The organism is Aeromonas sp. 600724, assembly GCF_049175135.1.
Taxonomy (GTDB): Bacteria; Pseudomonadota; Gammaproteobacteria; order Enterobacterales; family Aeromonadaceae; genus Aeromonas; species Aeromonas veronii_A.
The window spans coordinates 101,911-121,905 of the sequence record NZ_JAAKUM010000013.1; the positions used below are offsets into that span (position 1 = coordinate 101,911).

Annotated in this window: 16 protein-coding genes and 5 tRNA genes; 9 read left to right on the top strand and 12 right to left on the bottom strand. The window is 59.2% G+C overall.

Going from position 1 to position 19,995, the window contains the following annotated elements; translation table 11 throughout:
- Positions 1-4: 4 nt before the first annotated feature.
- The gene (locus tag G5168_RS13435; protein ID WP_139478531.1) at positions 5-622 is read right to left on the bottom strand and encodes a riboflavin synthase subunit alpha; all 618 of its coding nucleotides are present in this window, start codon (positions 620-622) and stop codon (positions 5-7) included.
- Between the two features lie 132 nt (positions 623-754).
- Here G5168_RS13435 and G5168_RS13440 point away from each other — a divergent pair, with 132 nt between their 5' ends.
- The 7 genes from G5168_RS13440 (at position 755) to G5168_RS13470 (ending at position 3,126) form a co-directional block, all read left to right on the top strand.
- A complete protein-coding gene (locus G5168_RS13440) occupies positions 755-961 on the top strand; it encodes a YaeP family protein (RefSeq protein WP_421230905.1) in 207 nt (68 codons plus the stop codon).
- A gap of 148 nt (positions 962-1,109) precedes the next feature.
- Positions 1,110-2,489, top strand: coding sequence for an MATE family efflux transporter (locus G5168_RS13445; protein ID WP_266135060.1), 1,380 nt, complete (start codon positions 1,110-1,112; stop codon positions 2,487-2,489).
- Positions 2,490-2,648: 159 nt separating this feature from the next.
- A tRNA-Val gene (locus G5168_RS13450) sits at positions 2,649-2,725 on the top strand.
- A 13-nt stretch (positions 2,726-2,738) separates the two neighbouring features.
- A tRNA-Val gene (locus G5168_RS13455) sits at positions 2,739-2,815 on the top strand.
- A gap of 17 nt (positions 2,816-2,832) precedes the next feature.
- Positions 2,833-2,909 (top strand) — tRNA-Val (locus G5168_RS13460).
- Positions 2,910-2,934: 25 nt separating this feature from the next.
- A tRNA-Val gene (locus G5168_RS13465) sits at positions 2,935-3,011 on the top strand.
- Positions 3,012-3,049: 38 nt separating this feature from the next.
- Positions 3,050-3,126, top strand: a tRNA-Val gene (locus tag G5168_RS13470).
- Positions 3,127-3,295: 169 nt separating this feature from the next.
- Here the strand turns inward: G5168_RS13470 and G5168_RS13475 are convergent.
- From G5168_RS13475 to G5168_RS13525, 11 genes are all read right to left on the bottom strand, one after another.
- On the bottom strand, positions 3,296-5,131 hold the full coding sequence (locus tag G5168_RS13475) for a sigma 54-interacting transcriptional regulator (protein WP_227096458.1): 1,836 nt from the start codon (positions 5,129-5,131) through the stop codon (positions 3,296-3,298).
- 283 nt (positions 5,132-5,414) lie between these two features.
- A complete protein-coding gene (locus tag G5168_RS13480; RefSeq protein ID WP_076491525.1) occupies positions 5,415-5,879 on the bottom strand; it encodes a hypothetical protein in 465 nt (154 codons plus the stop codon).
- 286 nt (positions 5,880-6,165) lie between these two features.
- Positions 6,166-6,450: a DUF2845 domain-containing protein gene (locus G5168_RS13485; RefSeq protein ID WP_244775124.1), complete on the bottom strand. Its 285-nt coding sequence runs from the start codon at positions 6,448-6,450 to the stop codon at positions 6,166-6,168.
- Between the two features lie 36 nt (positions 6,451-6,486).
- A complete protein-coding gene (locus G5168_RS13490; protein ID WP_215783570.1) occupies positions 6,487-6,711 on the bottom strand; it encodes a hypothetical protein in 225 nt (74 codons plus the stop codon).
- Positions 6,708-8,660 (bottom strand): hypothetical protein, encoded by a 1,953-nt coding sequence (locus G5168_RS13495; protein WP_421252319.1) that lies wholly within the window; start codon positions 8,658-8,660, stop codon positions 6,708-6,710. Before G5168_RS13495 ends, G5168_RS13490 begins: the two co-directional genes overlap by 4 nt.
- An 11-nt stretch (positions 8,661-8,671) precedes the next feature.
- Positions 8,672-9,076, bottom strand: coding sequence for a hypothetical protein (locus G5168_RS13500; RefSeq protein WP_202003376.1), 405 nt, complete (start codon positions 9,074-9,076; stop codon positions 8,672-8,674).
- Positions 9,077-9,078: 2 nt separating this feature from the next.
- The gene (locus G5168_RS13505) at positions 9,079-10,233 is read right to left on the bottom strand and encodes a hypothetical protein (RefSeq protein ID WP_421252320.1); all 1,155 of its coding nucleotides are present in this window, start codon (positions 10,231-10,233) and stop codon (positions 9,079-9,081) included.
- A 3-nt stretch (positions 10,234-10,236) separates the two neighbouring features.
- On the bottom strand, positions 10,237-11,439 hold the full coding sequence (locus G5168_RS13510) for a hypothetical protein (RefSeq protein WP_421252321.1): 1,203 nt from the start codon (positions 11,437-11,439) through the stop codon (positions 10,237-10,239).
- 69 nt (positions 11,440-11,508) lie between these two features.
- The gene (locus G5168_RS13515) at positions 11,509-15,126 is read right to left on the bottom strand and encodes a curculin (mannose-binding) lectin protein (RefSeq protein ID WP_421252322.1); all 3,618 of its coding nucleotides are present in this window, start codon (positions 15,124-15,126) and stop codon (positions 11,509-11,511) included.
- Between the two features lie 4 nt (positions 15,127-15,130).
- Positions 15,131-15,505 (bottom strand): hypothetical protein, encoded by a 375-nt coding sequence (locus G5168_RS13520; RefSeq protein WP_421252323.1) that lies wholly within the window; start codon positions 15,503-15,505, stop codon positions 15,131-15,133.
- The gene (locus G5168_RS13525) at positions 15,502-18,342 is read right to left on the bottom strand and encodes a tape measure protein (RefSeq protein ID WP_421252324.1); all 2,841 of its coding nucleotides are present in this window, start codon (positions 18,340-18,342) and stop codon (positions 15,502-15,504) included. Before G5168_RS13525 ends, G5168_RS13520 begins: the two co-directional genes overlap by 4 nt.
- A gap of 705 nt (positions 18,343-19,047) precedes the next feature.
- On the opposite strand from G5168_RS13525, the gene G5168_RS13530 reads away from it, so the two are divergent.
- Both G5168_RS13530 and G5168_RS13535 read left to right on the top strand, forming a co-directional pair.
- Positions 19,048-19,611 (top strand): hypothetical protein, encoded by a 564-nt coding sequence (locus G5168_RS13530; protein WP_421252325.1) that lies wholly within the window; start codon positions 19,048-19,050, stop codon positions 19,609-19,611.
- Positions 19,612-19,692: 81 nt separating this feature from the next.
- Entirely contained in the window at positions 19,693-19,986 is a 294-nt protein-coding gene (locus tag G5168_RS13535; RefSeq protein ID WP_421252326.1) for a hypothetical protein, read from the top strand.
- The last annotated feature ends 9 nt before the right edge of the window (positions 19,987-19,995 follow it).

Below are 19,995 nucleotides of genomic sequence, written 5' to 3' on the forward strand. Positions count from 1 at the left end.
GCCTTCAGTTACCCGCGCGCGCCGCCAGTACCCGCTCCACCGTATCGACGATGGCCTGGGTCTGGGGATCGATCTCGATATTGGTCTGCCAGCCAGCCTTGACCCAACCCAGGTTGGTGCGGGCCAGGGTCTCGGGGATCAGGTGGACGCAAAACTCCCGCTCGCGCACCTCACCTATGGTCAGACTGATGCCGTCGATGCCGATATACCCCTTGGTCAGCACATATTTCATCAGCTCGGGAGCAAGGCGATACCACACCTGACGGTTGTTGGGTGTATCGATCACCGAGGTAACCTCTGCCATGCCGATGATATGGCCAGACATGGCATGACCGCCGATCTCGTCGCCAAAGCGGGCAGCCCGCTCCACGTTGACCTTGTCCCCCACCTGCAGCTTGCCGAGGTTGGTGAGACGCAAGGTCTCCTGCATCAGATCGAAGCTGACCAGCTCACCCTCTACCCGGGTAACGGTCAAGCAGCAGCCGTTGTGGGCGACCGAGGCGCCGAGGACCAGCCCTTCCCCCCACGCCGGGCTTGGCATGCGGATAACATGGGTACGGAAGTTGGGTTGCTCCTCGATGGCCACCAGTTCGGCGGTCCCCTGCACTATGCCAGTGAACATCTCTCGTCTCCTGCTACGGCAAAAAGGGCAGGTTAACCTCGGGCAGAGGGTGAGACAAGGGTACAGGCTGACAAGCTTGCGTCCGATCGCTATAGTGACGCCGTTCACATCCGGGTAAACAAGGAAAAAGAAATGCAGGTATATCAATGTTGTGAAGCGATCCGTATCGCCTATAACCAGATTGGCTCCGGTGAGCAGGGCTATGTGCCAAACGCCATCGCCGCCACCATCCGCGCCCTCAACGCGGTCGCCGTCGATGAGCGGGTACCCGCCGAGCTGCGCGAGCAGGCTGCCTATGCCGCTGCCAACCTGCTGATCAGCGATCACCAAGACGCCTGATCGACCACATTCAAAGCCAAACGTTTCACCCTGTATCGTTTTCAGGCTAGAATGCCTCCCCCACCCTTTGCACTTTCGTCCGAAAGTGCAAAGGCTCTTCCCGATTTCCGCTCTTTTTTACTCTTATCTGATCCACTCGGAGGTGTCAGTGCAACGTTATTGGTCCGAGGCGAAGCAGCTCGTCCGTCTAGCCAGCCCCATTCTGGTCGCCCAGGTGGCCCAGGTCGCCATGAACTTCGTCGATACCGTGATGGCGGGTCAGGTGAGTGCGGTCGATCTGGCTGCCGTGTCGGTGGCGTCCAGCTTCTGGCTACCGGTGATCCTGCTGGTGCAGGGGATCATCATGGCGCTCACCCCCATCGTCTCCCAGCTCAATGGCGCCCGTAAACGGGAGGCAATCCGTCCGGCCGTTCATCAGGGCTTCTGGCTGGCACTGATCGTCACCCCGCTGGCGATGATCGCCCTCTATTACAGCCCGCTGGCGTTGCAGTTTATGGATGTGGAATCGGTGATGGCTGCCAAGACCACTGGTTATCTGCACGCCATCCTGTGGGGCCTGCCTGCCTTCGTGATGTTCCAGGTGCTGCGCAACTTCAGTGAGGGGCTCTCCCACACCATGCCTACCATGGTGATCGGCTTTGTCGGGCTGGCGGTCAATATTCCCGCCAACTACATCTTCATTCACGGCCACTTCGGCATGCCGAAACTGGGCGGTGTGGGTTGTGGCGTGGCTACTGCCATCGTGCTGTGGGCCATGCTGCTGGCGATGATCCTCTATGTGAAGCTCTCCCGTCACTTCACCGAGATCCGGCTTTTCTCCCAGCTGGCTCGCCCCAACGGCAGCCGGATCTGGCGACTGTTTCGCTTGGGCTTCCCCATCGCCATGGCGATCTTCTGCGAAGTGACCCTGTTTACCGTGGTAGCCCTGATGCTGGCTCCTTTCGGTGCCGAGACGGTGGCGAGCCACCAGATTGCGCTCAACTTCTCCAGCCTGGTCTTTATGCTACCCCTCTCCATCGGGGTGGGTGTCACCATCCGGGTTGGCCACAGCATAGGTGAAGGGCAGCCCCATCACGCTCGGGTAGCGGCTCGCACCGGCTTGATGCTGGGGATGGCCATTGCCGCGGCCACTGCCGCCATGACGGTGCTACTGCGCGAGCAGATCGCCTCGATCTATACCGATGATCAGCAGGTGATCGTCCTGGCGGCCATTTTGCTGTTCTTCGCCGCCATTTATCAAATCTCCGACTCGGTGCAGGTGGTCGCGGCCGCCGCACTACGCGGTTACAAGGATACCCAGGCGATTTTCTACGTCACCATCGTCGCCTACTGGGGACTGGGGCTGCCCACCGGCATGATCCTGGGTCTGACCGACTGGCTGGTGCCGCGGATGGGGCCGCAGGGCTTCTGGATCGGCTTTATCGTCGGCCTCACCAGTGCGGCCCTGATGCTGGGGGCGAGATTGCGCTACATCTATGGCCGTTTTGCCACTCCGGAAGCCTGCACTACCCTGTCGCGATCTCAGTAACAGGGCTTGGCGAGCGACAACTCGCCTGCAAAATCAACAGGCTGCGCAAGAACTGGGCAAACAGTCTCCTTTGTGCATATGGCCTGTTGACAGCCTTGGGGGGCATGGGTAGTATGCCGACCACGTCAGCAGCGCTGGCGTAGTGAAGTAAGAGAAAGTGGGTTTATAGCTCAGTTGGTTAGAGCACTACCTTGACATGGTAGGGGTCGTTGGTTCGAATCCAATTAAACCCACCACTTTTTCTGTGATGCGTCCTTAGCTCAGCTGGTTAGAGCACCACCTTGACATGGTGGGGGTCGGTGGTTCGAATCCACTAGGACGCACCATCACAGATTGCTGTTATGCGTCCTTAGCTCAGCTGGTTAGAGCATCACCTTGACATGGTGGGGGTCGGTGGTTCGAATCCACTAGGACGCACCATTCAGTTTGAAAGAAATGCAGATGTGGGTTTATAGCTCAGTTGGTTAGAGCACTACCTTGACATGGTAGGGGTCGTTGGTTCGAATCCAATTAAACCCACCACTTCTGCATAAAGAAATAAAAGTCGCATTGCGCACCCTGCGTCCTTAGCTCAGCTGGTTAGAGCATCACCTTGACATGGTGGGGGTCGGTGGTTCGAATCCACTAGGACGCACCAGATTAAAAAAGCCCGCTAATCGAGCGGGCTTTTTGCATTCTGCCATGCCGCCACTCCCCTGCCCCGCCACTCCGTTCAGCACAATTCGGCAATGGCGCAGAACCTTGTTCCCATAAAAAACCCGTGTCGTCTGATAAACGACACGGGCCGGATAGATGTCGCCAGCGCCTCAGCTCTGCACGGCAATCTCGTACTTCTTTATCTTGCGATAGAGGGTAGCAATCCCAATCCCCAGCGCCTGTGCGGCCAGTTTCTTGTTGCCGAGCCGCTGCAGGGTCTCTTCTATCATCTGTTTCTCCATGCTCTCAAGGCCGCTCTCACCAGGGACGGGTTCAGGCAGTTTCTCCGGCGTGGCGGCGAGCGGCGCTGTGGCAGGCACATTGAACGCCGCATCCAGATTGGTCACCGGGATCGACTGGGCGGAGACGTGATGGGGCTCCTGATTGCGGATGATGTTGGGGGGCAGCAGGCTGGCGTCAATCACCTCGCCCGCCTGGCTGACGTTGACCAGATATTCGATGAGGTTGCTGAGCTCGCGCACGTTGCCCGGCCAGCGATACCCCTTGAGCAGCGCCATCACCTCGGGTGCCAGACCGGGATAGACGATGCCGATGCGGCTGGTGTGCAGGTTGAGGAAGTAGTGGGTCAGCAGCTCCACGTCCCCTTCCCGCTCCCGCAGTGGCGGCAGGTTGAGGGGGATGACGTTGATGCGGTAGTAGAGATCCTCGCGAAACTTCCCTTCGGCGATGTATTGATCGAGATGCTGGTGAGTGGCGGCGATGATGCGGATATCCACCGGCACCGGTCGGCTGGCACCGATGGGGGTCACCTCCCGCAGCTCCAGCACTCGCAGCAGCTTGGCCTGCATGGTGAGCGGCATGTCGCCAATCTCGTCGAGGAACAGGGTGCCCTGATGGGCCGCCTGAATAAGGCCCTGCTTGCCGCCGCTGGAGGCGCCAGTAAAGGAGCCCTTCACATAGCCAAACAGCTCGCTCTCCAGCAGTTGTTCGGGAATGGCGGCACAGTTGATGGCAATAAAAGGCTTGTCCTGACGCGGACTGAGGCGATGGACGGCGCGGGCCACCACTTCTTTACCGGTGCCGCTCTCGCCACAAATCAGCACGCTGGAGGGACTCTGGGCGATGCGGTGCAGCAGTCGTTTGAGGGTGCGCATCGGCTTGCTCTCGCCGATCAGCTGATCGATCCGCACATCCGGATCCGGCTCCTGAACCTGACCGGAGTGGGACTGGTGAAACGCCATCAGAAAGAGCTGCTGGCCCTGCACATGATGTAGCTGGCCGATGATCAGCTCCTGACGACCTTCAAAAGTGATGATGTGCTGAAGATGACCACTCAGCCCCTGCTGGGAGAAGGTGAGCGGGCGGATCCCCACTTCGCGCCCCTGCAGCTGTTCCTGCTGGCAACCCAGATGATGGAGTGCCGCCTCGTTGGCGTAGAGCAGTTGACTCTTGTCATCGAGCAGCAGGCAACCCTGATCCATATTGGTCATCAGATTGAGGAACACCTTGTTGACCCCGTCCGACAGCCCGCGTGAATCGAGCAACTTGGCCACAAAGATAGTGGAGATGTGGCGCACATAGTCGCACACATCCTGCAGATTGTTGTTGAGGCGCGCCTGCTGCTCGTCGCTGAAGGCCACCAGACTGATCACCCCTATGCAGCGCTCGTCCACCATGATGGGCACCCCGAGGAAGGCGCGCTCACGGCAGCTCTCCTTGCAGGTACAGCCGTCACACACGGGATCATCGCTGGTGTGGGTAACGATCTTCTCCCGCTGATTATCAATCACATAGCGCAGCAGGCGGGAATCCCCCTCCAGCTGACGTCCGAAGAACTTGCCATAGGGCCCGGTACCAGCCACCCGAACCATATCGGCATCCACAATCTCGACCTCAAGCTGCAGCACACTCGCGAGCATCTTGGCAAAGCGCAAGATGGTCGGCTGGATCTGCATCAACAGACACTGGTTGCTCACGGATCTCATCCATCATTCCTTTTTGTTCTTGTTATCCTCCCCCTAAAGGGAGTCATGCTGGCCAGATACTAAGGGATATCAGGGGGAACTACTTCGGGGGGGATCACGAAAAGGGAAAATGATCCGTATCCTCCGTGACTTCAGAGGCACAGATAAAATTCAATAAAAACATAAAGATGAAAACACATGCAGCAAGATAAACCACTCGGAACAGCCAAGCCTGCTGATCTGCGGAATCCATCGACAAATCATGCTGAAGGTGGGGAAAACAGCCACTGAAATGGCATTTGGCTCACGCGCCACGTACCTGTTTCAAGACTTGACACTCATGGTCGAAATCCGCTTTATCTTGCGGCTGAATGTAACTTTGCCAGCGGGCAAACAGCTCGGCCGTCGGATATCGATGCAGACGAATACCGGTGCGATAGAGTTTGGGAAAGAGCGGGTCTGGCTGGGATCTCACGACCAGACCGCGCAGCTTCTCGCCAGAGGGAATGGCAATCACCAACTCATCCCCCTCTTTCAGCCGTATGGCCCCCAGAATACCGATGCCGCCGATGGCTATGTCGCGCACTACCACATAGGGTACCGGATTGAGCAACTCCAGAAACCAGTTGCGACGGCTGCATTCTGCCTTGTAACCACCACCACTGAGGATAAAACGGCGGTGTCTGCGCCAGTCATAACCGGTAGGCAATGCCGGGTCATAGCGCGATTTTGCCTGCCCCACAGGATCAGATTGCTCACTTGTGCTCATCCGGTTTCCCTCACTGGCATTGGTTGAACAGTGTCAGTCAGCTCTTTTTCATACTATAGCTGTCACCCTTAGGCTCGGGGCTCAGGGGCCGGATACGGGGACGACAGATGTATCACGGAGGTGTAGCCCGCCGCGAAAAATGAAAAATGTTTTCGCTAAAAACGAAAACCAGCCGCAACGGTAGTTTTATCAAACTTGGTGAACAGGTTTCGCAGACTTTGATAAGAGGTATCTAGGCGTTAAACGAAGAGATTTAAATGGCCACATCGCGTGGCCATTGTCTTTCTCAGCGGGTGAGGTCTTCTATCTTGACCACCTTGCCGTTGATGATGGTCACGGCCTGGGGGATGGCGTTCGCGCCTTGCTGATATGTCCAGCGCTCCCCGATCTTGGGGGCATCTAGCAGGCGCTCGTCGATAATGTCCTCTTTCATCAGCGGCTGGCCGCAGCTCTTGAGCACATTGAACGATGAGTCGCCATCACTGATTAAAGCGTTCTTGCAGCGCATGGCGCCTGCATTTGCTGTCAGGGGCAGCAAGGCGACCAAGCCGAGTAACATCCAGTGTTTCATTTGTCCTCCACTAAAAACTCACTTGAGCCCTCCACTCTACACCTCCAGCTCAAAGGTGGGTAGATCCGGCGCCTCTCCTGCCAGCTCCCCTCCCCTGTAAAACGCCTTCTTGCCGATGGCTACCCCGGTACCCCGTACTGTGACCGTTCCACCCGCCAACGCGGTAAGAGTGGTGGTCGTGGTACCTACTGCGGTCACGGTACCAACCAGCAAGGGATCAGCGCCAGGTACCAACTCAAGGAATCGCTTAAACAGGTTCATACAAATCGCTCCACACTGAGTTGCTGGCGCACCGTCATGGCCCTGTTCTGCAACGCAGCAGAGACCCTGACGCCCCGGTTGTAACCCTTCCAACCGTCCACGGCGAGCAGCGCACCTGGCAGGATCAAGCCGGTATCAGCTGACAACGGCAGTTCAATGGTCTGGGTACGTTTGGGCATGGTCTTGGCCAGCCCCACCACACCCTGGGCACGGGCGGCCGTCACATCACACACCAACGGGTGGGTGATGGTCGGCGCTTGTTGCTCGCCAGCCGTCCCCTGGCGCACCACCCGCGCACTGATGCCCTGATGGCCACCACTTACCCAGATCCCGTTGGCGGCATGACCCGGCTGGAAGTCACTGCCCAAGGTGGTAATGATGGCGCGGGGGATCGCCACATCGGCCACAGCAGTATCAAGCTGCCATGGCACTGTGGGATAACGCGGTTTGATGACCAGATGGCGGTCGCGCTGGTGTGGCAGCACAAAGCCACCGGCCGCCTCGGCCAAGTACCTGACCACCTCGATCGGGGTCTGGTTATCCAGGCTAAAGAACCCGGCAGGCACCAACCAGTCAGCCGCTTGCCAATCCAGCGTCCAACCCACCGGCAATACGGCAGCAGCCAGCTGGGCCATGGTCGCGGCAGCAGGCTCGCTTACCGCCTGCGCCAATACATGGGTCGGTGACAAGTAAGCGGTGCGAGAGCGTCCCGTCAGCGTTGCCGACTCGCGGCCAAAGCTCTGGCTCGATTGCCAGCCATCGCACACACAGTCCCATTGCTGACCGTTGATATGAATGCTGACCTCTTCCTCATCGGTCAGCGCAGCCGCCGCGATACGGGGGATCTGGGCGCTGAACTGCCATGCCCAGGAGTCGGTATCGAGCTCGATACTTACCGCCGTGGCAGGGATATCGAGCCCATCGCGTACCCGCACGATCTTCGCTGTATTGCTCACCAGATAAACCCTCCTGGTTGGAATAACGATTGCGGCATCACTGCCGTGCCAAACAAACTCCAGCTCGGCCTCGCCCCGCTTGCGCCCGAACTCCAGGCGCAGGGTGCGCTTGTCTGGGCGCTCCGGGATGATCGGCGGCTTCGGATCCGGGCTGGTGCCTGGCCCCGGCTGCATCGCCTCCTCCCAGCCATCGCGCCACCCCTTCCAGAGCGGCAGGCCAAGGCGCAAGCGGCGGCCATAGAGCAGCAGGCCAACGGCAGCGCCATGGCTCCACTGGTCGGCCTGCCATTCCTGGTCAAGGCGCGGTGGGTTGCGATAACCGCTGGCCTGCCACATACCGGCCTTTTCCCCCTCGACCCAGAGGGAGCGATTGACGGCATGGCCGGGGGCCAGGTGCTCCACCTGCTGGCCATGATCGTGACCGGTGGCCAGTCCCTCCTGGTACTGACTGCTGGCCAGCTCATAGCGCTGGGGCATGATGGCGCTCTGCTCCACCTGCTCACTGTTGGCGGGTTCGGCCTCCTGCCAGCTGACGGCGCCCACGGTGCGGGCCAGTTCTGGCCGCTCCCAGGTGCTGGCTACCCGGCTGCTCACCAGCCCGGCCCGCTCCCACTGGCTTTCCTGGGCGGCGCTCGGGCCACGGAATACGTTGATATCGTACTCCCCAGCTAGCACCGGCACCGGCTGCTGATTACTGGCCGCCATACCGCACTCAATGACGAATGCGCCCACCATGGCGCAATCTGGGGCGGTGGTACTGGCGAGACTCCCCTCCAGCACCACGGCGCCGCCCAGCGCGGCTATGGGGCGCTCTGGCTGGCTGGCCCAGCTGGCTGGCAGGGTCAGCAGGTCGGGGGAGACGGCCAGGCGCGGCGGCATGGAGGCGCCAACCAAGATCGCCTCATAGCGCACCACCTCGGCCTGGTTCAGCTCCAGCTGTCCGGTGGTACTGCGGGCCTTGCGTAGTTCTAAGCTCGCATCCTTTCTGGCCATATAGCCCCCGGTTACGGTTCGGTGATTGTGGCGTTATTGATGCGGATCAGGGCACCGGCAAAAAACTCGCTCGCCGGTATCTCCAGATCGGCGCCACTGCCTGGCACCCCCACATCGAGATCCGCCACAAAGGCGCCATCCCGGTCAGTAATGCGCCCCCAGGTGGGGGCGCCGCTGGCGGTGGCCATCTGCTCGGCCAGGGGTTTCAGTGTCAGCACCCCGCCGCTGACCGTCTTGGCACAGGGATGGGTGAACTTGAGCACCACCAGAGCCAGCTGGTCGGTGATGGCCGCCCCCGGCGCCGGTCTGGTGCCGGTGTAGACGGTCAGGGTGGCATTGGGGCCGCTGCCGGTGTCGATGGCAGTCGCCAGCAGCTGGGCGCGGCTGGTGCGCAGCGTGTCCACATAGGTGAGCATGGCTAGTTCCTCTTGAGCGGGGCCAGCATGGGGAAGGGCGCAGGGGCCACACCCCCGCCAGGCGGGTAGGGTTTCGGTGCCTGGTAGTCGGCAGCCACGGCGTTATAGTCGGCGGGGCCATAGGCAGGGTCATCCTGGGCGACCACCATATAACGGCGATTCAGCCACAGCAGATCGAACCGATATACCCCATCCGATGCGCGGCTGTAGGTCTCGCCAACCAGTTCGCCATCCTGGGTAAAGCAGAGCACCCGCCGCCGCACCCCCACCCCGCTGATGGTCACCGTGCTTTCAATAAACCCCTGCTCCACATTGCGCACCCCATCGCGGATCCAGAATGTGTCCCGCCCCTTGCAGAGCGCGATATGGATCTGTTGCTGGAGGTTGACCGGCCCCGCATACATAGGCGGGGTGCCGCGCCAGGCCACATCTTGCGGCTGAAACACAGCTCTAGGCTCCGGGTTGGCGGGTACACATTTCACCGGATGAACCTTCATGGTCATGTCAGAAAAATGGTCATAGCCCCGATATAGGATCACCCGGCTGATGGTGGTATCGGCGCCCCATACCCCTGGGGCATACCACCCCTGATGGATCATCACTTTGGTCGGCGGTTGGGTTGTTACAGTTGGAATGCTGAGTATTTGAATGCCATTTAGCCAGACCTGATATTCACCCGGTTTGAAAATAACCAGCACCCTGTTTTGCTTGGTGAGGTCAGTACCTGGTGTCAGTGGATAATACCCGCGCTCAATCCGACCGCCATTGGCGTAATCCCGGACAAACGAGCCATTCGCATTGGCTCCGGGATCTTGCAAGTGCAAGGTGACACTATTGGCCATCCCCTGGTGCCAAAAGTCAGTACCTGGCACTCTACCGGCATCGTCACATACGCCACCGGTGCCGAAACTCAAGGTGAGATAACGGGTCAGCCCACTGCCAAGGTTGCCGGTGTTGAACTCCATCTCCAGCGCATCAAACCCAATCGCCTTGCTAATCAGGTTAACGCCAGATATCGCGGTGCGATTGGGTGCCAGTACCAGCTTGCCGTTGGTGATGGCAACTGAACCGGCTGGGCCTGAATATTGGATATCCCAATCATTAAGCTGGGTCGGTGATGACCAGTCATAGACCACTCGTTCATCATAACTCGCCATGACCTACCTCCATGGCCCGGTCAGATCAAAACCGATCAACGCCAGGGTGTTACTAAAGGGATCTTCACTTGGCTGGACGTTGATGAAGCGGCACAGCTTGCCGGGTATGGCTGGCAAGTTACCGAAGTTTTTGCGATCCCAACTTGGCAAGGTGCCATACGGGCAAATAATGCCGGGCAGATAGCCACGCAAATGGTTGCCGTTCTCCACCACCATGACCGGATCAGTGCTGATATAAAAGCCGTTATCCGGGCCATTCGGGATGCTCAAGCCGTTGCCAAATCGGCCAAACAACCCTTTTAGCCACCAGGTTGTGGAGCCGAACAACTGATGGTAGGGGCGAGCAATAGCCCGATGAGAGGAGGAGTCAAACAGCCCGCCGTTGTTGTAGTAGTTTGAGTTTTGGCTGCCCGCGCCATAATCCCACCGCCTGGCCGTATCGTTGGCGGCGGTTACAGGATAGTGAACCAGCAAGGCATGGTAGCGATCACCGGGCCTTAGACTGCGCATATAGCCGAACAGATAGAGCGCAGGGCGGCTATATGAACCGTAGTAGGGCAGGAAATAGAACAGCTGGGGATCCCCTATCAGATCCCAGCGACCCGATGAGTAGCGCTTGGTGGCTGGCCAGCGGTGTTCGTAAATGGTGGTGTAGGTGTTGATATCCACCACATCCTCCACCATTGCTACCTTGGCCAGATACCCCACAGGGGATGTGCTGCTAGACCATCCGCTGAATGCGGTGTTGTCGATGCGCAGGCTGACATTGCCAGACTCGCTGACGTTGGTGGGGCGCACGATAAACACCTTGCCGTCACCGCTTTCATGGGTGATCGTCCAGCCCAGCGGCGCCACCTTCATGGTCATGGCCGCGCCGGAACCGGCAGCGCCTGGGTTGCCACCGTCAATCTCAAACCACACCTGAGTGGTGCTGACCTGCATCACCCGATGCTCGCCGTTGTAGGCGGCAGGCGATACCCCATCGACCTGGATAACTGAATCTTGCAGATAGGCATGGCCGCCGCTAAAGGTAGCCACCGCCCACCCCTTGGCAGCATCAAACGACAGGGAGTTAATCGTCAGGGTGCCAAAGCCGGTGACCAGTACCGCCTTGAGCAGCGCAGCCAGGGCGCCGTCTGCGGTATCGCCCAGGCTCGGGGCGCCTTGCATTTCGCTTGCAAACCATTTGACCTTGTATTCAGCCATGTTGCCGTTCTCCATTGCGGGGCATTTTGCCCCACAGAAATAAAGGGCGGGGCACGGTGCCCCACCCGGTTAGCGGTTAACGTTGCCGCGCAGTTGCAGCTCAAAACGGTCGCTCTCGCTGGCCGCCACCGATTGCAGCACGGTACGGATAGCCCAGATCGGGAAGTTGGCCGCCTTGGTGTTGAACCGCAGCACGTTGCCGTTCGCCCACCCTGCTCCCCAACCGCGCTTGTCCAGCCGAAAATAGGGCTGGCCGTTGTTGGGGTTGATGGGGGCAAAGTCGGTATTCACATCCCCCAGCGCGATCTGGCCCACATGCTCCCCGACCAGCACAAAGCTGGTGCTGGTCTGGAAGATGATGGCCCAGCGCTCCTCCAGGGTGGCGCGGTTGGTGACCACGATGGGGAAATCGGTGTCGTTGTACTGCGCCGTGCTCTGGTCGCCGTCTACAAAGTCCTGCCATTTGTTCGTCCAAACCTTCTGGTCAAACAGGTTGGTGTAACGCGCCCACAAGTCGCCCATGATCAGCGCGGACGACACCAGAGTGTCGGCGGCGTCATAGGCGTGAGACAGGGGGCGGGCCAGCACCAAGCGGCCAGAGATCTCCACATCGGTGACCAGACTCATATCCTCAATCCGGTGAACCACCGCCAGCGGCTCCACATAGCCGGTCAGGTTCAACGGGGTGGCCAAGGTGACCACCCCGCTATCCAGATTGACGCTGTAGAGCGCAGGGTCGAGCCGCTTACCGTTCTTGTCCTCCACATGGCAGTACGCCAGCCGCTGGCGCCCGGTGTTGAACTGTTGGCCAGCCGTCACCCCCATCGGGTAGGCACCGCGCTTGGTGCTATGCACCACCACGATGTTTCCCTTGCGGATAAACGGCACCCGGCCATCAGACGGCAGCCGCACCGGATCCAGCCCGATAATGTCGGCATCGAGCGGCAGATAGCTGAACACCACGCAGTTGAAGCGAATGGAGTCAGCCACCACGCTGATCGGCTTCCAAATCTTGCCATCCTCCCCCACCTGTTCGGCGTCATACCATGGCTGGGTCTCGTTGCCCGCTGCCGTGACCTTGCGGCCAAAGCGCACGGTCACGATGCCGGTCTGGTAGTTCACCTTGCCATCCATGTCGGTGGTGGTGAAAAAGCCGTCCCCGTCTGCCGTGGCCTCGATACGGCGCCCGCTGGCGGTGTTGGCGCTGATGTAGAGGCTGCCCGGGGCCAAGGGTGCGCCTGGGGTGCGGAACGTCACCGCATCCACCGATTGGGCACTGAATGAGGTGGCCAGACTCTGGAGCGATGGCTGGGCCGGTTGCCCGGCTGCCCAGTCGGCCAGCACCGCCAACCCGTTGGAATAGTCGATGGTGCCCGCTTGGATGCCTGCCCCCGTCTCGGGATCCGGGTCGCGGTAGAGCAGCCCTTGCCGGTCAACGTAGGTAGAGCCCCCCAGGGTGAAGCGCATCGACCCCTCCAGAATCGCCTCGGCAAAGCCTGGGGTAACGTCTATGCGCAGCGCCTGGGCGGTCAGAGTGGCATTCTGGGCCTCGGCGCTGTTGTTGTTGCGGTAGGTCACATCCACCCAGCCCTGCTCGCCGTCTGGGAACGTATAGGCGGTGTTGTGGTACTCGATACCGGTCATCGTCCAGCGCTGCACCGCGATCTGGTTGTTGCCTTCCCAGCGGGTGCCCACGGTCACCCAGGCGTATTTCGGCTTGGGCAGGGGGCTGGATCCATCCGGCATAAAGTGCAGGGTGCCCGCCGCATAGTCGATGGCACCCAGCACCACACCGCTGGCATCGATCAGCTTGCCCAGCCCGTCATCGCGCAGGGTGATGATGGGATCGCGGGTCTGGATCACCAGCTCCTGATCGTCCACATCGAACTTGTGATAGAGGGCGTTGAACTTCACCCGCACCGATCCCGGTGTGAGGTTGTGGGCGCCGCCGCCGTCCTTGCCGTCCAGGGTGATGGAGAGGTGCCCCACCTGGCCGGGGGTATTGAGGCGCCCCGGTTCGATATGGCGCTCGGTCACCGGCTCGCCGTACTGGTACTGGGCGGCGTACTCCTGACCCAAGGCGGGCAAGGTAACGTGCTCCAGATCGATGATCCCCTCGGCATAGTTGATGATGCCGGTGATATCGCCGGTTATCTTGCCGTCCCCCGCCACATCGGTGGCCCGCTTGCCATCGCCCCAGGTGAGGATCACGCTCTTGGGGGTAATCCCCTTGTGGGGGAGCTGCCAGGCGCTTTTGCCGATGCTGATGGCCTGCCCGCTGCGGTTGGTGTAGTTCACAGGGGTGGCCCAGCTGAACATGATGGAGGTATCCACATCCGGCAGGGCGCCAAGGGTCAGCATCACCGACCCGGTGGCCAGGTTGATGGTGCCAGAGCCATAAGAGCGGTCGATGCCCAGCAGCTCCCCGCGCCCGTTGTCTTTCAGGTCATACCATTTGCCTTGCGCCATAAAGCTGACGGTAGTGGTGCCAGGCGCCGGGGTCGGATGCAGGGTGATGGTGTAGGCATAGCCCCGGTTGTTCGCCTTGACCTCGATCCTCGCCGTGTCAGCGATACGGGCAGGGCGGGCAGCTGGCCAGAAAGAGACGGTCTTGCTCTGGGTTCCGTAGTTCGGGCACTGGGCATTGAACTCCAGCTGGCCACGGCCATAGTCGATGGAGCCGACCACCGACCCGGCAACAACCAGCTCGCCCCCCTTGTCGGTGATGGTGGCCGCGCCGATGGTGATGGTCACCGTGCCAGGCTTGGCACCGCTGCCCAGGAACAGGCCACGGCTCGGGGCGATCACCGCTGCGGTGTTGATGCTCACCAGCCCACGGCCAGAATCCACCAGGCTGGCCAGCTCACCGGCAGCGGTCAGATCCACCGCTGGGGTCTCGCTGCGGGCCGCTGGCACCAGCTGGGTAAAAATGGTCTTGGCCCGTACCTGCATCGAGCCAAAGGCGGCATCTTCCACCATCCGGGTAGATGCAAAGTAGTTGGCCGCATCGGCCACCACGGTTTCGCGCAGGGCGGTCTTGGGGTTGGTCACCACATCATAGGGGGTCGGCTGCTCCCCCTCGAAGGTGAAGCGCAGCGGATCCGCCAGGGTGCAGGTGACCACGTTGCGGGTGAACTCGGGTACACCAGCGATCTGGAACTTGGTCAGCTTCTGGGTTACCTCCAGCACCCGCACATACTGCTCGAACTCCCCGGCCTTGTTCTCGTTGCCGACCATCACCAGGGTTTCGCCCACCTCCGGCAATCGCGCCTCAACCCGCTGGAAGAAGCGGATCGCCCGCTGCCCTTCCAGTTGGGTATCGTAGAGAAAACCCTGCCACTTGGGGCCACGCGCCAGATAGCGCTCCACCACATCGCGGGCGTTGTTGCGGGTGTCGTGGTGGTCTTTGGTGGTCATCAGGGCAAGGCCCACGTTCGGATCGTAGGGCGGCAGCAGCACGGCGGCATTGGCGCCATAGTAGGTGTCGGTGTCGTCCGTCTGTACCGCCAGAAAAACCTTGCGCAGGTTCACCACCCCATAGGCCCGATCCAGATCGCTGATATCGGGAAACATGCTGTTATGTTCGCCGCTGACGATCTCCTTGCCGGTGATGCGCCCGCCACCGTCCTCGGTGTCCGTCATCCGCTGGCTGGCCATCAGCTTGATATCGCCAGATAGAATGGTCATGGGGTTACTCTCCGCGCTCAATTTCGGTCAGATTCAGGGTCAGGGCGTAAGGGTGATCACCGTCTGGGTCAGCCAACTCGTACAAGGGCGTGGCTACCACACCAGGGCGGCGCCACACCACGGTGCGGGTCACGCCATCGAGCAGGGTCAACGTCATCAGCTGGGCCACCTGCGCTTCCAGCACCTTGAGCTCCTGCACCTTGGCACGGGAGCAATGCCCGCTCAGGGTCAGCGGCTGCCCCTCCGGCTTGGCGGTCTCCTCCACCAACAGGGCGCCGCTCAGGGTCGGGGTCACCACCTGTTCGACCGGCGCCCACTCGAACTCGTCGCGCCAGACCAGATCATCTGGTAGCAGCACGCTGTTTAAGGTCACGTTCATTGCCGCAGTCCTTGCTGTTTAAGAATGTTGATAAAGGCGTTGGCATTGGCCTCATCGGCCTGCAGTTCAGCCGAGCCCCCTGCCCCTTTGAGCTCGATGGTGATCCGCTCGGACAAGGGCCTGCGTGTCCCTGGGGTGTTGGTGCTGTGGGTAGATGCCGCGACAACCGGGGCCGGTGGCTGGGCGGCGGCCTGATTGGTTTTGGCACTCTCTTTGGCAAGAGCCTTGTCGAGCTCCTCCTTGAGGCGAGCCCGCATGACCTCCATTTCCTTTTGGAACTTCTCGCCGTAATACTTGCTCCACTCGCTGTAGGCCGGAATGTCCTTGACCTTCTGGCTGTAGCGGGCCAGCTCATCCTCAACACCAGCCAAGGTATTGGCCAACCCCTCGGCATTGCCGCGCAGACCATTGAGATCCACGGTTTTGTAGTAGAAGGAACCGGCGTTCACTGTGCGGGTATCGCCTCGGCCACCTCCCCCGCCACTACTGCTGAGGCTGGCATTCGTCTGCTTGGCTTCATCCTGTACCCCTTTAAGCCCCGCCCGCATCGCATCAGTAGCACCTTTGGCCCGTGCGGCCGCTTCGTCAAAGCCATCACCAATGGCCGCGACTGCCTGCTTGGTATCGCCGCTCCCCCCTTTCACTTTGGCCATGGCATCGGCGGCGATGGCCATGGAGCGAGCCAGCGCATCCCCGGTGATTTTTCCCTGGGCAGCCAGTTGCTTCTGACGCTCGATCACCGCATCGATCTCGGCGGTGGTCTTGGCGCTGTTGTAGGCGGCGGCCAGCGCCTCCTCGATGGCGGCACTACTGGCCCCCGTGTGCGCCACCAATACATCCAGGGCGCCGATGGTCTTCTGAAAACCCTCACCGATACGGCCATTGGCCTGCTCAAAATCGAGGCCGAGCACCTTAAACGCCTCTGCCAGTTTGGCTGGGCCATCAGCTGCGGTTTGCTTGGCCACTGCATTAATCTCGGCCAGATAATCACGGGTACTCTTTGCCTCATCCCCCAGCGCTTTAACGGCTGCAGCCCCCTTCTGCCAGCTTCCAGTGGCATCGTCGTAATGCACCTTGCCCTCGGCGACCAGGCGATCGAGATCCGCCATGCTGGTGATGGCAAAACCGAGCTCGGCTGACAGGGCGGCAAACTGACCATTGAGGCGGGCCTGAGTCTCGGAGCGCAGCGCTTGCGCCTCCCGGAGTGCCAGCTCAGCCTGCACCAGCTGACGCAGGGCGGAGGCGAACTGGGTGATCTGGATGATGGACTCGACTGCCACGGCGGCCAGCAGCCCCTTGACGGCTGCGCCCAGTACCCTGACCCCTATCGCAGCACCGGCTGCTGCTGTGCCCGCTGTCGTCATACCGCCTGCTGCTGTCGCTGTCGCCACAGGCATGGCAATAAACTGGGCGTAGAGGCCGCGCAGATCACCAATCCAGCCCGCGATTTTCAGGCCGACCCACGCCTGAGCCAGTACGGTCAGCGCGGTGCGCCACTCATAGAGGGTCTGGATCAGCGACTTGAGGGTTTCCCCCATGGTGATAAAGCCATCGGAGAGGCGCTTGGCCCACTCCTGCAGGCGGCCATCCTTGGCCATCGCCTCAAATTCGGCATTAAGGTTGGCCAGCTGGTTTTTGAGCCAGGCCAGCGCCCCGTTCTCTGCCACCATCCGGTAAAACTTGGCGAGGTTGTCCTGGGCGTTGGAGATAAGCCCGGAAAGCAGACTCATGTTGTCGGCAGCGGCACCGCGCGATTGGGCAGCAATCTCGTTCATCAGGGCCGAGATGGTCTCGCGGCCCAGCTTGCCCGCCTCAGAGAGTTTCTGCAGCTCGGCGGTATTCTTGCCAGTCACCTGCTCCAGCATCTGCCAGACCGGCACGCCACGCTCAATCAGTTGCAGGATCTCCTCCCCCTGCAGCTTCTGCTTGGCCCAGGCTTGGCCGAGCGCCAAGGAGATGCCTTGCACCTCTTCAAAACCGCCGCCCAATTTGAACGCCTGATCGACAATGCCCTGCATGGCCCCCGCCATGGGGTCGATGCCGAACGCCTTGAGGCGCACGAACACCTGGGTGACTTCACTGAGCTGCAGGGGGGTGTTCTTGGCAAAGTCCTGGATCCAGGCTGACGCCTCTTTGCCACCAGCAATCGACCCCATCACCGCCTTGAGTTGCACATCGAGGCGCTCGGCCTGATCGCCAGTCTGGAACATGGCTATCAGTTGGGTGGTAAGGGTCTGGATACCGAACCAGGTACCTGCCAGCGCCACCAGGCGCCCGGTCAGGCTGCCGATGGCCCCCTGCAAGCCACCGGCCTGCTGACTACCCTGGCTAAACTCGCGCCCCAGCCGTTTGGTCTGGGCGACACTCTTGGTCAGCTCACGCTGCAGGCGCTGCTGTTCCTGGGCAAGGTTCCTGGTATCGAGCCCGGACTGCTTGAGCCCTGCATGCAGGCGGGTATGACTGGCGGACTGAGCGACCAACTGGCGCTCCAGCTGCTTGACCTCGGAGGCCAGCAACCGCTCTTGTTCGGCCAGCACCTTGGCGTCGCCACTGCCTGCTTGGCTGGAGCGACGCAACTGCTCCAGCTTGTCACGGCTGAGCACTGTCGCCAGTTCGAGTTGGGTCAGGGCGGCTTTGGAGTCATTGAACTGCTGGATCAGCGCCTGCTGGCGGCTTAACGATTCGAGGCTCTCGGCCAACTGCGCCGTTTCGGCGGCCGTCTCGTCCGAGATCGGGCCAAGCTCCTGCACCTCACCCGCCAAGGCGGCCAGATCTTCCCGACCGGTGACCTTGGCCGCCAGCTCCAAGGCAAGTTTGAGGGTGGAAGAGGTGGACATGGAGCATTCCGATCAGATTCAGATATGCCCCATGGTAAAGGGATGGCAAAATAGGAGGGTTTATGGCGAATTACTGAGAGATATCACAGGAAGACCATTCACGGTCGATTATGATTTGCCGAAGTGGGTATTCATGGATGGTAGTTTTACCAGTGTATTGCGTAGCCAACCCCTTGACGGTATTTTCATATGATATCAATGACAGCCCCAACTAATGAGCTCAGATGAGCGTAAAATTCATAGTTAGCTTCTAGTGAAATGATTTTTAACGAGATTTATGTATCAACCACCAGATTGACATGAGCCATTTTAGGCATCAAGTGAAACTAGGGAGTAACTAGTGATGAATACGCGTGCTAACATGCTCTCGGTTGTAGCAGTTCTTGCTTTTTTCTACGCCGGAAGTACCCAAGCGGAGTGTCGCAAAGCTCAGGTATGCGACGATTACGGAATGAACTGTGAGGTACAAGATATCTGTGATAGTACCCTTGACCTTCCTTCTGTCGATTTACCACCGCTGCAACCACTACCCTCTACCGACCTTAAGCCACTCCCATCAATGGATTTGCCACCAGTCGGAACTTCACAGTGCGAATACAGACAAGTAGATGGACAGTGGCAAAATGTGTGCGAGTGATGTGAGGACACCCAACAAGTTCTTCCAGCCGATGGAAGGCTACCGTAACAGGGAGTGAATGGCTTTTTATGAACATTCTCGATGTCTTCACAATCTCGGCAATAATGAGTGCGATTGCTACTATTTTGGGTTGGTGGCTCAAGTCACGGCTTGACAGCTCGATTCAGCATGAGTACTCAAAGCTACTTGAACAGTTCAAGGCACAACAACGCCGATCAGATCTTCTACACTCCGAAAGGCTGAGCGCGTTGAAGGCCTTGGCAACAAAGCTACTTGCGCTCCGCAGGTATTGCAACGCCAGAAGCGCTGAGGTACGAAACGAATCCGAGTTCGAACCGCGAACAGAGTCTCTATCTTCAGAAGAGAACCTGTCTCTGCTTCAACACAGGCAGCAAATTGAGCGCGCAGTGGAAGAACGAGAGTTATTTTTAAGTCCAAATGTTCGAAGGAGTTTTAATGAGCTGTTCTCTCAAATGAGCCTGGGATTCAATCTCGAACTTTGGATAGCATCCGGCCAAAGTGAAAGCGAACTCAATGCTGCTCAACTTTTCAATCTCATAGCGGAAAAGGCAAATGATGTCATGAGTGCACTCTACCAAGATCTGAATCTTCCAGATGAAATCATCACCTAACCAATCTATCGAAATAGTCTCACCCTAGTAATTCGATTCGAACCTCTTGTGTAAACACACCTATATAAACTTGGAGTAAATGTGGATAAAAATATCCAGGCAATAGTTAATAACTGCTCAAATCTAACATTAAAGATCAATCTTGGCCCGAGATATAGAGTCTCAAAAAATGGTATGATGCATGGCAGTCTATGGCTTGAAGTTCAACAAGAATGTTATCGATTAAAGTTAACAGGTGAACCCAAGCTATTATTAACTAATTTCATCAATACAATCACTAACCAAAAGCCGACTTTCGACCAAGGTAATCCTGTTTGGCATTTATCTTTTGATGGTGAAATGGAGAAGATCGTAAAGTATTTAAATGAAATATAAATTCGAATG

What these genes read in the sequence shown, in the direction of transcription:
- G5168_RS13435 (WP_139478531.1), bottom strand. Translation starts at nt 622, where the DNA reads ATGTTCACTGGCATAGTGCAGGGGACCGCCGAACTGGTGGCCATCGAG.
- G5168_RS13440 (WP_421230905.1), top strand. Translation starts at nt 755, where the DNA reads ATGCAGGTATATCAATGTTGTGAAGCGATCCGTATCGCCTATAACCAG.
- G5168_RS13475 (WP_227096458.1), bottom strand. Translation starts at nt 5,131, where the DNA reads ATGAGATCCGTGAGCAACCAGTGTCTGTTGATGCAGATCCAGCCGACC.
- G5168_RS13480 (WP_076491525.1), bottom strand. Translation starts at nt 5,879, where the DNA reads ATGAGCACAAGTGAGCAATCTGATCCTGTGGGGCAGGCAAAATCGCGC.
- G5168_RS13485 (WP_244775124.1), bottom strand. Translation starts at nt 6,450, where the DNA reads ATGAAACACTGGATGTTACTCGGCTTGGTCGCCTTGCTGCCCCTGACA.
- G5168_RS13490 (WP_215783570.1), bottom strand. Translation starts at nt 6,711, where the DNA reads ATGAACCTGTTTAAGCGATTCCTTGAGTTGGTACCTGGCGCTGATCCC.
- G5168_RS13495 (WP_421252319.1), bottom strand. Translation starts at nt 8,660, where the DNA reads ATGGCCAGAAAGGATGCGAGCTTAGAACTACGCAAGGCCCGCAGTACC.
- G5168_RS13500 (WP_202003376.1), bottom strand. Translation starts at nt 9,076, where the DNA reads ATGCTCACCTATGTGGACACGCTGCGCACCAGCCGCGCCCAGCTGCTG.
- G5168_RS13505 (WP_421252320.1), bottom strand. Translation starts at nt 10,233, where the DNA reads ATGGCGAGTTATGATGAACGAGTGGTCTATGACTGGTCATCACCGACC.
- G5168_RS13510 (WP_421252321.1), bottom strand. Translation starts at nt 11,439, where the DNA reads ATGGCTGAATACAAGGTCAAATGGTTTGCAAGCGAAATGCAAGGCGCC.
- G5168_RS13515 (WP_421252322.1), bottom strand. Translation starts at nt 15,126, where the DNA reads ATGACCATTCTATCTGGCGATATCAAGCTGATGGCCAGCCAGCGGATG.
- G5168_RS13520 (WP_421252323.1), bottom strand. Translation starts at nt 15,505, where the DNA reads ATGAACGTGACCTTAAACAGCGTGCTGCTACCAGATGATCTGGTCTGG.
- G5168_RS13525 (WP_421252324.1), bottom strand. Translation starts at nt 18,342, where the DNA reads ATGTCCACCTCTTCCACCCTCAAACTTGCCTTGGAGCTGGCGGCCAAG.
- G5168_RS13530 (WP_421252325.1), top strand. Translation starts at nt 19,048, where the DNA reads ATGAACATTCTCGATGTCTTCACAATCTCGGCAATAATGAGTGCGATT.